The sequence below is a fragment of the Parafrankia sp. EUN1f genome (genome assembly GCF_000177675.1).
GTDB lineage: Bacteria > Actinomycetota > Actinomycetes > Frankiales > Frankiaceae > Parafrankia.
In genome coordinates this window covers 77,433-90,426 of the sequence record NZ_ADGX01000018.1, presented here as the reverse complement: position 1 = coordinate 90,426, position 12,994 = coordinate 77,433, and the positions used below count along the sequence as shown (strand labels likewise).

The window sequence follows — 12,994 nt, the reverse complement described above, 5'->3', positions numbered from 1 at the left end:
CCTGTGGGAGCTCGGGAAGTGGGCGGTCAGGCGTTTCCTCGGTGCAGCCTCCGCAACACGAACGCGAGATGCAGGCGCAGGCGACCGTTCGGGTCGTGGACGGACCAGCCAAGAACCTGCTCCGCCTGGTGGAGACGTTCCTGCAGGGTCGAATGGTGCACGGGTAAGCCCCACGGCCGCCGCGCGAAGGCTCGGGCTGGTGGTGACGGCCTCCAGGGTGGCCAGCATCCAGGGGGCCGCCGAGGCGGCCCGGTCCAGGGCCTGGACGTCGGAGTCGGGCGGCGTGGCCGGTCCGACCGCCGTGGCCAGCACGGCCAGACCGCCGAGCTGGTCCGCGTGCACCACCCGCGGTCCCGGGTCCATCGCGGTGCCGCCGGCGGTGAAACGCAGCGCCGTGCGGGCGGCCTGCCAGGAAGACGGGAGCTCCAGCACCGGCACGGCTGGTCCGACGCCCGTCCGCCGATCCGCGACCTGTGCGGGGACGCCCCGCTGGCCGGCGGCGATGTCCCCGGCGGCGACAGGGTCCAGGGCGGTGCCGGGCTCCCGGCAGGGCCCCGCCGGCACGGCCTCCACCAGCGCGGTGCCGTCCGACAGCGCGAGCGCGCGGGCGAGGCCCGCCGGGTCGAGGCCGAGCTGGGCGGCCACCGTCCGCCGGGTCCGTGGCGACGCCGCCGCGTCCAGGAGAACCTCGATCGAGGCCCGGGTGGTCCCGTCGTCGGCCGTCACCGACGGCCGGTCGCTCGTCCGGTCGAAATAAGCCCGGCAGGCGGCCGCCGCCCGCTCGAGCACGACCGCGTCCAGCGGGCCGACGGCGCCTGGTCTCTCCAGCCACAGCGTCGGCGGCCCGCCCGGCACCACCGCGACTCCGGGCCAGGTCTCGTCCGCCGCGGTGGCGGAGACCCGGCGGCGCCCCTCGACGTCGACCTCGACGTGCACGCCCCTGCCGACGTCCACGAGACGGGCCGGCGCACCGGTCAGCAGTACCGTGCCGCGCACGATGGCCTCAAGCCCGGCCCTGCCTTCGACCAGCCGGTCGAAGTAGATGACGGCGCGTAAGGCCGCGCCGGCGTCGGGGTCCAGCGCCGAGAGCCGGCCGGCGAGCTCCTTCACCGGGCATCCTTCACCGGGCAATAGTGCCGTGCCGACCGAGCCGGTTGCGACCACTAATGGGCGAGAAGGCGGCGAAGCCAGTTCGTCCGGGCGGCCTTCGCGGCCCGCGAGACGGGAGCCTGCGGCGCCATCAGGTCGAAGCCGTGGAAGCCACCGGGCCAGACATGCAGCTCGGCCGCGCCGCCCGCCTGCCAGATCCGACTGGCGTAGGTCACGTCCTCGTCCCGGAAGGTCTCCGCCGAGCCGACGTCGATGAAGGCCGGTGGCAGGCCGGAGAGATCGCCGGCGCGGGCCGGGGCGGCGTACGGCGAGACGTCGGGCCCACCGCGCTGATCGCCGAGCAGTGCCGTCCATCCGGTTTCGTTCGACGCCCGGTCCCAGACACCACGCCCGGCCATCTGCCAGGCCGACGGGGTGTCGTTGCGGTCGTCGAGCATCGGGCACAGCAGCATCTGCCCGGCCAGTGCCGGGCCACCGCGGTCGCGGGCCATCAGTGCCACGGCCGCGGCCAGGCCGCCGCCCGCGCTGGTGCCCGCCACCACGATTCGGCCCGGGGCGACACCGAGATCGGCCAACCGGTCCGCCGTCCAGAGCAGGCCGGCGTAGCAGTCGTCGACGGGGGTCGGATGCGGGTTCTCCGGTGCGAGCCGGTAGTCCGGCGACACGACCACCAGGCCCAGCTCCTCGGCCCACTCGAGAGCCTCGGAGACACCGGTGCGCGCGTCGCCGATGACCATGCCGCCGCCGTGCATGAAGTAGACGGCCGCCGCCGGGGTCTCGGTCGACGTGGGCCGGCACACGACCAGCGGCAGCTCGAACCCACCCGGACCGTCCAGCTCGACCGGTAACGAGACCGTCTCCACGGTGAACGCGCCGCCGCGGGCGAGCTGCTCGTCCGAGACGACGATGCCCGACATCCGCTCGCGAAGCTCCCGGATCACTGCCAGCGTCAGCGACTGCGGCAGAAGCGCCCCGAACATCTCGAGGGCCGCCGCCAGCTCGACGTCGAACGGCGGTGGTGGACCGACCCGCACGTCACCGGTATCCACATCGCTCACAGCCATTCTCGCTCCCGCAGGTTCCAGCTGGGCCAACACCCCTGATGCTGGCCCGCTGGATGCGATCGCGGAAGGTGCGAACCGGCGGGAATCGCCCGCCAGCCGGCGGGCCGCCCTCCCGACCCCCTCCCGATCCCCGGAGCGGGTAGCAAGATCCCGACCGTGCCCACCCGCCGCACGGCGACCCACCGGTGATCCCACACCGCCGCACAGCGCGGGTATTTCACGCCAATAGAACAATCAGGGCATTGACGATCGGCAAGAAGTGCGGATTTCGGTTGCCGCAACAGCCAGAATCATCACTTCTTGTTCTGAAGCAGCGGAAATCCGAAGCTCGGGATTCCGCGACGGGGCCCCGCGGCGCCAGAAGCGATCATCGCCGTCGCCGTCGCGCGCGTGTGCGGAGCCGCGCGCCGAAACCACGGCCACGGGCCGCCGGAGTGGCCGGCCTCGGCACCACCGCCAGAATCAGAAAGATCCCGAGGCCACCGACAAGCATCGCGCTCAGCGCCACCAGCAGGAGCGGGACCATGCCGGTGAACGGCAGCCGGCCTGTCGGTTCGGCCGGCACGCCGTCCTCGGCGCCACGACCAGCCGTGTCACCCGCGCCGGCGCCGGCGCCGTCCACGTCGCCCGGACCAGTTGGCCCGACCACCGCGCCGGCGCCGCCGATCACGGTCGGACCGGCCGGTTGCGGCCCACGGTTCCCGGAGCCGGGCCCGCCGGTCTCCCCTCCACCCACACCACCGGATCCACCACCGCCGACGCCCGAGCCACCAGAGCCGCCGCCGTCGCCGTCGCCGCGAACGACGAGCGTGAATCCAACGGTTCCGCTGGCGACGACAACCCGGTCGCCACCGAACGGCCGTCCGGCGGCGGCGTCGGCCGCGCATATCGCGACAGCGGTGGGCACGAGCAGCGAGACAACGAAAAGAACCCCGCGAACCGCGTTCGCCGCGGCACCGCGAGATCGCCTCCTGGGCCGGACTGGACCTGACACATCGCTCCCCAACGACCGCACCGACGACTACGGGGCGCTCTCGAGATCGCAGGCCCGTCTGACCGTCATCCGCAGCGCGGAAATCCCCGGCGAAAGGCAGCCGGAGAACACAGTCGGAGAACGTGGACCTCGGTTCTCCCTTCCCCTGTCCACGGACCCTACGGTCGTCCCTCGGTTTCCGCTCGGTGAGCGATACCCATTCCGCGCCTGCTGGGAATGCCGGAAATTCCGTCGCCGGGCCGGGTCAGGTCGGATCGGGTCAGGTCGGATCGGGTCAGGTCGGATCAGGTCGGATCAGGTCGGATCAGGTCAGGCCGGGGCGGCCGGTCGCGGGAGCGGCCGGCGCGCGGCTCAGCCCATGCGGCCGGACCAGTTCCGGGCGTCGCGCAGCACGTCCCGGAAGGGCTTGCCGCTGTCGAACGAGGGCTCCCGGGGCAGACCGAGCACCCGCTCGCCGATGCCGTTGCGCTGCACCTCGTTCGTCCCGCCGGCGATCGACATGAAGCGGCTGTTGAGGAAGCCGGTCGCGGTGCGCCCGGCGGCCTCGTCGTTCTCCTCCCAGGCCACCGCGTCCGGGCCTCCGATCGCCATCGCGAGGTTCGCCCGGACGGGGTCGTGGACTCCGGAGGACAGCTTGGCGTACGAGGCGAGGTGGGCGGCCCGGCCCGGTTCGGCCCGCATGAGGCTGCCAAGGCGGGCCATCAGCGCACGGCGGGCGACATCGTCGACGTGCGCCCGCACGATCAGGTCCCGGACCTGCGGGTCGTCGATCCGGCCGACGGACCGGGCGAGCTCGACCAGATCCGGCGCGATGCCCTGGGGGACCTTGCGTACCGGGCCGCCGTGGCTCAGCCCGCCGCCACGCTCGAACATCAGCATGGTCTGCGCGACCGTCCAGCCGTCGTTGACGTCGCCGATCACGTCGTCGTCGGTCAGCTCGACGTTGTCGAAGAACTCCTCGCAGAACTCGGCGTCGCCGGTGATCTGCCGGATCCGCCGGACCGTCACGCCCCTGGCGCTGATCGGCACCGCGAACCAGGTCAGGCCACGATGCTTGGGGACGTCCCAGTCGGTGCGGGCCAGGCACATGCCCCAGTCGGCGTAGTAGGCGCCGCTGCTCCAGATCTTCGCGCCGTTCAGGATCCAGCGACCGCCCTCCCGGACCGCCCGCGACCGGACGCCGGCGAGATCGGATCCCGCCTCCGGTTCCGAGAAGAACTGCACGAACAGCTCCTCGGCGGTGAGGATCCGCGGAATGTGACGCCGCAGGAAATCCGGTGACGCGTGCGCGAGCATCGTCATCGCGCACACACCGAACGTGGTGCCCCCGGCGATGCCGAGATTGGGCAGCTGGTAGCCGCGTGACTCCTCCAGGAAAGCACGCTCGTATTCCCCGCCCAGCCCCTGGCCGCCGTACTCCCGTGGCCAGGTGATGCCGGCGTACCCCGCGTCGAACAGCTTTCGCTGCAGCGCGCGGCCGGCGGCGATGACCTCCGGAGGTGTCTCCGTCGTGCGCATGCCCACCGGGGCCGGCCCCCGGCCGGGCGGGCTTGAGGTTCTCCCGGATCCAGGCCCGGGCTCTGGCGCGGTACTCGTCGAGGGTCAGCGTTTCGGATGTTTCGGGCGTTTCGGTCGAGGCCTCGGCCGGCACCTCGGTCTGCCCCTCGCCCTTCACGGCGGTGTCTCCCATCAGCCGGCTCCTCCGATCCGCTCGGCCAGCCGCGCCCGGTGCCACTGCGCGCAACCGTAGGCCACCGCGTCGGCTGCCAACCGGCGCATGAACAGGTGGTGGTCGTGCTCCCAGGTGTAGCCGATCCCGCCGAAGACCTGGAAGCACGCGTGCGTGAGGGTGATGCTGTGCTCCGCGACGAACGCCTTGGCGGCGTGGGCGAGCTCGGCGCCGTCGGGTGCGCCGCCGCCGAGCGCCTCGGCCGCGGCGGTCACCAGGCCCTTGGCCATCTCCAGCGACAGGCTGGTGTCCGAGAGCAGGTGCTTGATGGCCTGGAACGAGCCGATCGGCCGGCCGAAGGCGATCCGGGCGCGGGCGTACTCGACGGCCAGCTCGAAGTCCCGGTGCATGGAGCCGACCGACTCGGCGGCGGCGAGCACGGCGGCCACCTGTGCCTGCCGGGCGAACAGTTCCTCGGTGGCCGTTCCGGGCACGCCGACCAGCGCGCCGGCGGGAACGTGGACACCGCTCAGGCGAACGGCGCAGCTTCGCCGGGTGATGTCGAGGCCGGACAGCGCGCGGATCACGACACCCGGTGCGGTGGTGTCCACGAGGACCTGCGTCAGGCCGTCCGCGCCGTTCCCGGTGACCAGCAACGCGTCGCAGCCGAGGGCGTCGGGGACGTGGCGGACCTCGCCATCCAGAACATAGCCGTCCAGAGCGGAGCCACCGCCGGGCGCGTCGGCGGCGGGCCGGATGGTGACCTCGCCGGCGCCGGGTGTCAGGCCGCCCACCGCACCGGCCACCCAGGTCGCGACGGCCTGCCCGGCGACGAGCCGCGCCAGCAGATCGGCGTGCGGCCCGGCCTCCCCGGACACAGGGTCCGCAGACACCGGACCCGCTGATACCGGACCCGCTGACACCGGACCCGCTGACACCTGGTCACCGGTCGGGCTCGCCGCGACGGACAGTGCGTGGGCGACGACGTTGGTCCCGACGAAGGGACCCGGTTGAAGCGTGGCGCCACGCTCGGCGGCCACCGCGGCCGCGTCGACAAGCCCGTTGCCGGACGCACTGCCACCACCGTGGCGCTCGTCGACCAGCATCCCGAACCAGCCGAGGGAGCCCGCGTCGGCGGTGTAGGCCGCGTCCAAGGGCTCGGCGCCCTCGGCGAGCGCGCGGACGCCGGACAGCGGCAGCGTCTCCTCGATGAAGCGGACGGTGGTGTCGACGAGCATCCCCTGCTCGGACGTCGCCGCCGCCAGCAGCCGGACGCTCATTCGCCGGTGAACTTCGGCTCGCGGCGCTCGATGAACGCCTGGATGCCCTCTCGCATGTCCTTGGTGGTGTAGGTGATGTGCTGCGCCCGGGCCTCCTCCTCGACCGCCTGCTCGAAGGTCAGCGACTCGCTGGCGTCCAGCATCCGCTTGATCAGGCTGATCGCGGTGGTCGGGCCGCCCGCGAGCCGCTGACCGAGAGCCGCCGCGGTCTTCTGCAGATCCTCGGCCGGCACGACCTCGTTGACGAGCCCCCAGTCCATGGCCTGCTCGGCGCCGAGCCAGTCCCCGAGGAAGGCGAGCTGCTTCGCCCGGCGCAGGCCGACCTGGCGCGGCAGGCTCCAGGACGTCCCGCCGTCGAGGGCGAGGCCACGCCGGACGAAGACGGAGCTGAACCGCGCCCGGTCGCTGGCGACGATGAGGTCGCAGGCGAGCGCGAGGCCCATCGACACCCCGACGACGACCCCGTCGACAGCTGCGATCGTCGGCTTCGGCAGCCGGTGTAACCGGTTGATGAGCTCGCCGACATGCCGCATCTCGTGGAGGATGGCCTGGCGGCCGCGGCCCGTGAGCCCGCTCGAACTACCACCACTACCGCTGCCGGTCAGGTCGGCGCCGGACGAGAAGTTACCACCCGCCCCGGTGAGGAGCAGGGCACGGTCCTCGGGGTTGCCGGCGACCTCCGTGAGCACCCGGTCCAGGGCCGCCCAGCTGGCCGCGTCGAGCGCGTTCTTCCGCTCCGGGCGGTTGAACGTCACCGTGACCAGTCCGTCCTTGCGTTCGACGAGCGTCGAGTCCATCACGAAATCCCCTCCTGGGGCGGGAACGTCTGCTCTGCGTATCCCGACCCGACCCGACCCGGGGCCGGGATCCGGACCTTCAACCGGAAGGACCGCTCGCGTGGGCCGGTGCGAGCAAGGCCGAGCGGGTGGACGAGCGCACCGCCGACCGCGGGGGCACCTCCAGTGGCTCAATCTATCTAGATGTTTGGGTGGTGTCGAGCAAAGTCGGCACTTGCCCGCATCCGCACCCAGCCCGCGTACACCACATCACCAGATCCGACGATCTTTATCCGCACCGTGCCGACCTCCGCACCCGCCGGCCAAAGGACGTCGAGGACAGATACATCTAGAGCTATGGGCTAGAGTCAGGCTGACTGCTGACCGCCGACCGCCGACCGCCGACCGCCGACCGCCGACCGCCGACCGGCATTACCCGGCGACGGCAGGCACGTCGGAGGCGAGCGAGTCCACCCGCAGGCGCTCCAGCCGCGAGTGGCCATCCCACCGGGAAAGAGGAGAGTCACGCCGATGCCCTCGGGGGCCAGTTCCTCGCGCAGCGTCTCCCCGAATCCGGTGACGGCGAACTTGCTCGTCTGGTAGGCACCCATCCGCACAGCCGGAGTCAGTACGCTGGACGAAGCGGTCAGCACGATCCGACGCCAGCCGGCGCGCTCACGGATGAGGGGGAGGAACTCCCGCACCGTGCGGATCGTGCCGAGCACGTTGACGTTCAGGACCCATTCCCAGTCCTGGTCGGTCAGCCGGTCAATCGCCCCGAACTGCTGCACGCCGATGTTCGCGCACAACACGTCGCACCCGCCGAGCGTCTCCCTGACGTGCCGCGCCGACACGGCGAGGCTTTCAGCGTCTCCGACGTCGACACGTGCCGAGGTCGTCGGAACGCCGAGTTCCTCGGTGATGGTCTTCGCGGTCCGCTCGGCGGCCGCGCCGTCGATGTCCAGGGTGGCCACCGCCGCGCCCTGCTGCGCGAACACCCGGGCCATGGCGGCACCGAGGCCGGCACCGCCGCCGGTGACGACCGCGACTTTTCCGGCCAGCTCCGTTGTCAGGTTCAACCATCCTCCTCTGCCGCTTTCCGATGATTTCCTTCGGCGGCCGCCTGGGCCGACTCCTCCAGAACGGGGAGCTATTCGCGCGGTGTCGCGCGGGATTTGATGATCTCCATCGTGGACCAGCTGCGCGCCGGCCTGGGCCCACCTTCCTCCTGCATGGTCCCGTGCAGCCAGGCGATTCCCAGGGATACCGCGGCCGCCGCCGCGTTGTGCGTTCCCTCGAAGTTGAAGGTGCGGCCACCGAAGGTGAGGCTGGCCAGCCTCGGCTGGCTCACCTCGCCCTTCGTCTCCCAGACGACCTTCGAGCTGACGTCGCCGTTGGTCGCGATGACCGGTGGCTCACCCTCACGACGGAAGGTCGCGGTCGCGTAGTCGCCCGCGCCGAGCATGGCGTTGCCGGTCTCCCAGCGCCCGTCCTCGAGGATTGACCCCCACACGAACCAGTAGTGCTCCAGCTTGGCGATCTTCGACACCCAGGCGCTCAGGCCGGGCAGGCAGTACATCCGGTCGAGGCCGCCGTAGCCGCCGGTGATCCTCGACCCGGCGATGCTGCCCGCCACGGCGCACCCCGAGCTCGTGTAGCCGACGTCGTCGGGCAGGCCCGGAACGTAGATGGCCGTCACGTTCATCGGCAGCGGGGTCAGGACGACGTCGACGAGCCCGTCGTCCTCCTTCCATATGTACGCCGCCGGCCCGAGCGAGATCGAAAGGCTGTGCTTGGCGTTGAAGTTGACCGGAATCGCGGTCTTGCCGGCCTTGGAGTCGGCCCAGACGATAGGGCCCCAGTACAGGTCGCTCTCGTACGGGAAACGGACCGTCGTCGGATGGGCCCACAGGTCGGTCGAGCATTCATGGACGATGAAGTCGAACGTCCCGCCCGACGAGAGCATGCGAATCAGCTCGTAGCGCTTGCCGTTCTCCGTGTCGACCATGGCCCAGAGGAATAACAGGTCGTTGTGAAGGCCCGGAAACTGCCCGTCCTGCGTCGAATGGTCCTGGACGGACGCGTCGGCCAGGTGAACATACGGGATGATGTTGGCTTTCGAAACATCGAGGTCCGGCATGCTGCCCCTTTTGTTTGGTGGCATTCTCACGGAGCACCTACCAGCTCGGGAGGGTCGCGGCCGGGCATGGGGATGCTGTCCGCCTCGGCAGCCCGAGAGGAGATCACGAGTAGCGGCACCATCGGTTCCGGCGCCACCATCGGTTCCGGCGCCATCAGCCGCTCGCCGCGCGCGGCCCCGATGAAAGGACTATCGTCCGTTAGAGGACATCTGTCTGGCAACTATGGCGGAGGACCGCCCATGCCGCAACCCCTCGACCGTCGGACCCGACGGACCCGCTCCGCGCTGGAACGCGCGCTGCTGGAGCTGATCACCGAACGCGATCTGGCCCAGATCTCGGTCGCCGACCTGACGAGGCGGGCCGACGTCAACCGCACGACCTTCTACGAGCACTACGCGGACGTGCACGACCTCGCGGCACGCGCCTGCACCATGATGTTCGACGAACTGATCTCCAGCTCGCCGGTGATCGCGCCGAGCCGCGACCCATCCCGGCAGCTCGACGAGCGGGATGCCCTGATCCGAGTGCTGACGCACATCAAGGAGCAGTCCGGCCTCTACTACGCCCTGCTGGGCGACGACGGCAGCGCCCGAGTGATCAACCATCTGCACCGGCGACTCGCCATCTCGCTGCACGTCAACCTCACCCGCCCCGGCACCGGCACCCATGCCGACGACCCGGCCGACATCCCCTACGACCCGACCGCCGCGCTGCACGCCGGCGCACTGCTCGGCCTCGTCCTCGACTGGCTCCGCCACAACTGCCCGGGAACGCCGGCGGAGCTGTGCCGCACGATCTGGCCGCGTCTCGCCGGGGCCACGGAACGGTAGCCGGCCCGCGCGACAGTATGCGACTTCCGCGCACCGAATTTAATATCTAGATATTTAAATGTCGATGCGTTAGAACAGTGGCGGGAGCGGGATCGCGGTCGCTGTGACTGTCGGGCTCCCGAGTACGGAGGTGGCGCGATGACCTTCCGCTGTCGGCGCCTGCGACGGTTGGCGCCCGACCAGACAGCCGGGGGCTCGGCCCGACGGCGGCCGGTCCGGGCCTGCGCTGTGACTGCCGTGAGCGCCGCATGAAACGGGTTGTCGTGCTGGGCGCCTCCGGCGGCCTGGGGCGCTGCATCGCCCTCGGTCTCGCGGAGCGGGGCCACCGGGTCGCCATGCTCGCCCGCCGGCTCGGCCGTCTCGAGGCGGCGGCCGAGGAGGCAGGTGACGGCGCTGTCGCGATTGCCTGCGATGTCACCGCGGAGTCGTCCTGCCAGGAGGCGATCGCGCGAGCCGCCGCCGCGATGGGTGGCATCGACGGCCTCGTGTACTCCACCGGCCTGATCACCATCAGACCCATCGAGGAGATGGACGCGGCCGCCTGGGCCAAGCTCTTCGCCACCAATGTCACCGGCGCCTCGCTGGTCACCGCGGCGGCGCTGCCGTATCTGGCCGAGTCCCACGGGTCCGCGGTGTACCTGTCGTCGATCAGCGCCTCGGCGGGGCCTCCGTGGCCGTTCATCGGCGGCTACGCGGTGAGCAAGGCCGCGCTGGACAAGATGATCGAGGCCTGGAACGTCGAGCATCCCTCCGTCGGCTTCACCCGCCTGACGATCGGCGACTGCCTGGGCGGCGAGGGAGACTCGGCGACCGGCGCGCTCACCGGCAACGACCCGGAGCACATCGGTCGGGCGGTCGACGAGTGGCAGCGCCTCGGCTACCTGACAGGCCATTTCATCGATGTCGAGCACCTCGTCGACGTCACGGCCACCACGCTCGGCTTCGGCGCCAGCAGCATGGTGCCGTCACTGACTCTTGTCCCGCGCCCCGCCGGCCGCCCGGCTCCGTCCCCCGTCGACACACTGACGGGGAAAGCGACCTCTTGACGATCAGCAAGCAGGCGACCAGGCAGGCCAGGAGCCCACATGCCAGCAACCGGCGCGTTCGAGGACGTTCACCTGGACATCGATGACCCGGTCGCCGTCGTGACGATCGACCGGCCCGGAGCCATGAACGCCTTCCGCGGGCAGACGCTGCGCGAGCTGCACCAGGCGTTCACGCTCGCTGAGCATGATCGGCGGGTGGTGGGCATCGTCCTCACCGGCGCCGGCGATCGCGCCTTCTCCGCCGGGCTCGATGTCTCCGTGCTGCACACCCAGGTCACCTCGGGTGGCAGGGCCACATCCCCGGTGGACGAAGGCTGGAGCGGGCCCTTCCCGGGCTCGCCGGCCATGGCGGACCTGCAGCGCATGCTCACCTGGCCGATGGCCATCCGCAAGCCGGTGATCGCCGCCGTGAACGGTGTGTGCGCCGGCGGGGCATTTCTGCTCGCGGCGGCCTGCGACCTGCGGTTCGCCGCCGACACGGCGCGCTTCACGACCGTGTACTCCCGGCGCGGCCTGATTGCCGAGCAGGGCGTCAGCTGGCTGCTGCCGCGCCTCGTGGGGCCTGCCCACGCCCTCGACCTGCTCTGGTCGTCCCGGGTCGTCCCGGCACCGGAGGCCCTGGCCATCGGTCTCGCCCAGCGGGTCGTGCCACCGGAACGCCTGTTGGACGAATGTCGCGTGTACATCACCGAGCTGGCGCGCATCGCCTCGCCGCACTCGATGATGGTGTCCAAACAGCTCGTCTACCAGCACCTCCAGCGTGATCTCGGCGAGGCCGTCGACCAGACCGACCGCCTCATGCGGGAGTCCTTCCGACGCCCCGACCCCGTCGAGGGCGCCACGGCGTTCATCGAACGCCGCGAGCCAAGGTTCGACCGCCTGGATCTGCTCCCACCAGCCTGAACCCGAACGGATGCGGACCGCCCGCCGTGCGGTCCAGGCGACGCGGGCATCGCCCGGCCAGGCGATGCCCAACCGGATGCCCAACGATTCCTAGCCGATGCCGCGGGATGCGCGTACCTCGTCCAGCACCGCTTCGACGGTCGCCGCGGGCGTGCCGGCGGGCAGGCTCAGCATGAGTCGGTCGACCACACCCTCGAAGCGATCCCGAACCCGGACCGCGAGCGTGTCCAGCGGCGCCACGACCGCGAAGGCGTCGAGGATCTCGTCGTCGATCAGGGTGCCCATCGTCGCCCACTCCCCCCGCAGCGACAACGCCCGCAGCTCGGTCTGCAGCTCACCCCAACCGTGCAGTTCGAGCACCGCCCGGTAGGCGGGGGTCGACCCGTAGAACGCGATCCGCTGACGCATCGCGTCCGCGGCCGCGGCCACCTGGGCGTCGTCCAGTCCGGTCGCCACGAACGCCGGGCAGCAGACCTGGACCTCACCGCGGTCACGGCCGGCGGCACCGAGCCCCTCCGCGAGGGCCGGGAGAGTCACCTCCTCCAGGTATCGGCGGGTCGTGAAGGCGTGCGTGTGCATCCCGTCCGCCACCTCGCCGCACATCCGGGTCATCGCCGTACCGACCGCGGCGACGAAGATCTTCGGCTGGCCGTACGGATGCGGCTCGGGGACGAAGGCCGGCGTCATGAGCTTGTGGGTGTAGAAGTCACCCTCGAAGCGCAGCGGGTTCCCCTCCTGCCAGGCCGCCCAGATCGCCCGCAGCGCGAGGACGAACTCCCGCATACGGCCGACCGGCTTCCCCCACGGCATGCCGAACCGCTTCTCGATGTGCGCTCGCACCTGCGAGCCCAGACCCAGGACGAACCTGCCCTGGGAGTACGTCTGCAGGTCCCATCCGAGCTGGGCGACGGACATCGGGTTGCGCGCGAACGCCACCGCGATGCAGGTCCCGATCTCGAGACGGGTGGTGTGCTCGGCGGCGAGCACGAGCGGCAGGAAGGGGTCGTGGTTCACCTCGCCGCACCACGCGCCGTCGTACCCCATCCGCTCCAGCGCGCCGGCCGCAGCCGGCACCCCGGCAAGCACGGACGGCATCCCACCATCGATCCGCATGACGCCCCACCCTAGCCAGAAACCCGCTAATAGTTTAGATACATAGTCGCACGGTCTCGCCACCCACT

At 71.1% G+C, this 12,994-nt stretch carries 11 protein-coding genes and 1 pseudogene; 3 read left to right on the top strand and 9 right to left on the bottom strand.

The features are described from left to right. Positions 1-26 precede the first annotated feature (26 nt). The 8 genes and pseudogenes from FREUN1FDRAFT_RS45985 to FREUN1FDRAFT_RS07850 all read right to left on the bottom strand — a co-directional run bounded on the left by FREUN1FDRAFT_RS45985 (position 27) and on the right by FREUN1FDRAFT_RS07850 (position 9,033). Positions 27-1,110: pseudogene (locus tag FREUN1FDRAFT_RS45985) on the bottom strand (helix-turn-helix domain-containing protein). Between the two features lie 53 nt (positions 1,111-1,163). Next, positions 1,164-2,174, bottom strand: coding sequence for an alpha/beta hydrolase (locus FREUN1FDRAFT_RS07880; RefSeq protein WP_006539463.1), 1,011 nt, complete (start codon positions 2,172-2,174; stop codon positions 1,164-1,166). Positions 2,175-2,541: 367 nt separating this feature from the next. After that, entirely contained in the window at positions 2,542-3,168 is a 627-nt protein-coding gene (locus FREUN1FDRAFT_RS43550) for a hypothetical protein (protein WP_157474447.1), read from the bottom strand. A gap of 351 nt (positions 3,169-3,519) precedes the next feature. Further along, the gene (locus FREUN1FDRAFT_RS07870) at positions 3,520-4,686 is read right to left on the bottom strand and encodes an acyl-CoA dehydrogenase family protein (protein ID WP_157474445.1); all 1,167 of its coding nucleotides are present in this window, start codon (positions 4,684-4,686) and stop codon (positions 3,520-3,522) included. Between the two features lie 171 nt (positions 4,687-4,857). Beyond that, positions 4,858-6,117 carry an acyl-CoA dehydrogenase family protein gene (locus tag FREUN1FDRAFT_RS07865; RefSeq protein ID WP_006539460.1) on the bottom strand — a complete coding sequence of 420 codons (1,260 nt, stop codon included), beginning with the start codon at positions 6,115-6,117 and terminating at the stop codon, positions 4,858-4,860. Further along, positions 6,114-6,914, bottom strand: coding sequence for an enoyl-CoA hydratase/isomerase family protein (locus tag FREUN1FDRAFT_RS07860; RefSeq protein ID WP_006539459.1), 801 nt, complete (start codon positions 6,912-6,914; stop codon positions 6,114-6,116). Before FREUN1FDRAFT_RS07860 ends, FREUN1FDRAFT_RS07865 begins: the two co-directional genes overlap by 4 nt. Positions 6,915-7,261: 347 nt before the next feature. Beyond that, positions 7,262-7,972 (bottom strand): SDR family oxidoreductase, encoded by a 711-nt coding sequence (locus tag FREUN1FDRAFT_RS07855; RefSeq protein ID WP_006539458.1) that lies wholly within the window; start codon positions 7,970-7,972, stop codon positions 7,262-7,264. A 71-nt stretch (positions 7,973-8,043) separates the two neighbouring features. After that, the gene (locus tag FREUN1FDRAFT_RS07850) at positions 8,044-9,033 is read right to left on the bottom strand and encodes a hypothetical protein (RefSeq protein WP_006539457.1); all 990 of its coding nucleotides are present in this window, start codon (positions 9,031-9,033) and stop codon (positions 8,044-8,046) included. A 240-nt stretch (positions 9,034-9,273) separates the two neighbouring features. Here FREUN1FDRAFT_RS07850 and FREUN1FDRAFT_RS07845 point away from each other — a divergent pair, with 240 nt between their 5' ends. The 3 genes from FREUN1FDRAFT_RS07845 to FREUN1FDRAFT_RS07835 all read left to right on the top strand — a co-directional run bounded on the left by FREUN1FDRAFT_RS07845 (position 9,274) and on the right by FREUN1FDRAFT_RS07835 (position 11,813). After that, entirely contained in the window at positions 9,274-9,864 is a 591-nt protein-coding gene (locus FREUN1FDRAFT_RS07845) for a TetR/AcrR family transcriptional regulator (RefSeq protein WP_006539456.1), read from the top strand. Between the two features lie 248 nt (positions 9,865-10,112). Next, complete coding sequence (locus tag FREUN1FDRAFT_RS07840) at positions 10,113-10,910, top strand: SDR family oxidoreductase (RefSeq protein WP_006539455.1); 798 nt, start codon at positions 10,113-10,115, stop codon at positions 10,908-10,910. Positions 10,911-10,949: 39 nt separating this feature from the next. Next, the gene (locus FREUN1FDRAFT_RS07835) at positions 10,950-11,813 is read left to right on the top strand and encodes an enoyl-CoA hydratase-related protein (RefSeq protein WP_006539454.1); all 864 of its coding nucleotides are present in this window, start codon (positions 10,950-10,952) and stop codon (positions 11,811-11,813) included. A 90-nt stretch (positions 11,814-11,903) separates the two neighbouring features. Here FREUN1FDRAFT_RS07835 and FREUN1FDRAFT_RS07830 read toward each other — a convergent pair whose 3' ends face one another. Beyond that, complete coding sequence (locus tag FREUN1FDRAFT_RS07830) at positions 11,904-12,926, bottom strand: LLM class F420-dependent oxidoreductase (RefSeq protein ID WP_006539453.1); 1,023 nt, start codon at positions 12,924-12,926, stop codon at positions 11,904-11,906. Positions 12,927-12,994: the final 68 nt, after the last annotated feature.

Coding starts and splice junctions, on each gene's coding strand:
- FREUN1FDRAFT_RS07880 (WP_006539463.1), bottom strand. CDS start 2,174: ATGGCTGTGAGCGATGTGGATACCGGTGACGTGCGGGTCGGTCCACCA.
- FREUN1FDRAFT_RS07870 (WP_157474445.1), bottom strand. CDS start 4,686: ATGCGCACGACGGAGACACCTCCGGAGGTCATCGCCGCCGGCCGCGCG.
- FREUN1FDRAFT_RS07865 (WP_006539460.1), bottom strand. CDS start 6,117: ATGAGCGTCCGGCTGCTGGCGGCGGCGACGTCCGAGCAGGGGATGCTC.
- FREUN1FDRAFT_RS07860 (WP_006539459.1), bottom strand. CDS start 6,914: ATGGACTCGACGCTCGTCGAACGCAAGGACGGACTGGTCACGGTGACG.
- FREUN1FDRAFT_RS07850 (WP_006539457.1), bottom strand. CDS start 9,033: ATGCCGGACCTCGATGTTTCGAAAGCCAACATCATCCCGTATGTTCAC.
- FREUN1FDRAFT_RS07845 (WP_006539456.1), top strand. CDS start 9,274: ATGCCGCAACCCCTCGACCGTCGGACCCGACGGACCCGCTCCGCGCTG.
- FREUN1FDRAFT_RS07840 (WP_006539455.1), top strand. CDS start 10,113: ATGAAACGGGTTGTCGTGCTGGGCGCCTCCGGCGGCCTGGGGCGCTGC.
- FREUN1FDRAFT_RS07835 (WP_006539454.1), top strand. CDS start 10,950: ATGCCAGCAACCGGCGCGTTCGAGGACGTTCACCTGGACATCGATGAC.
- FREUN1FDRAFT_RS07830 (WP_006539453.1), bottom strand. CDS start 12,926: ATGCGGATCGATGGTGGGATGCCGTCCGTGCTTGCCGGGGTGCCGGCT.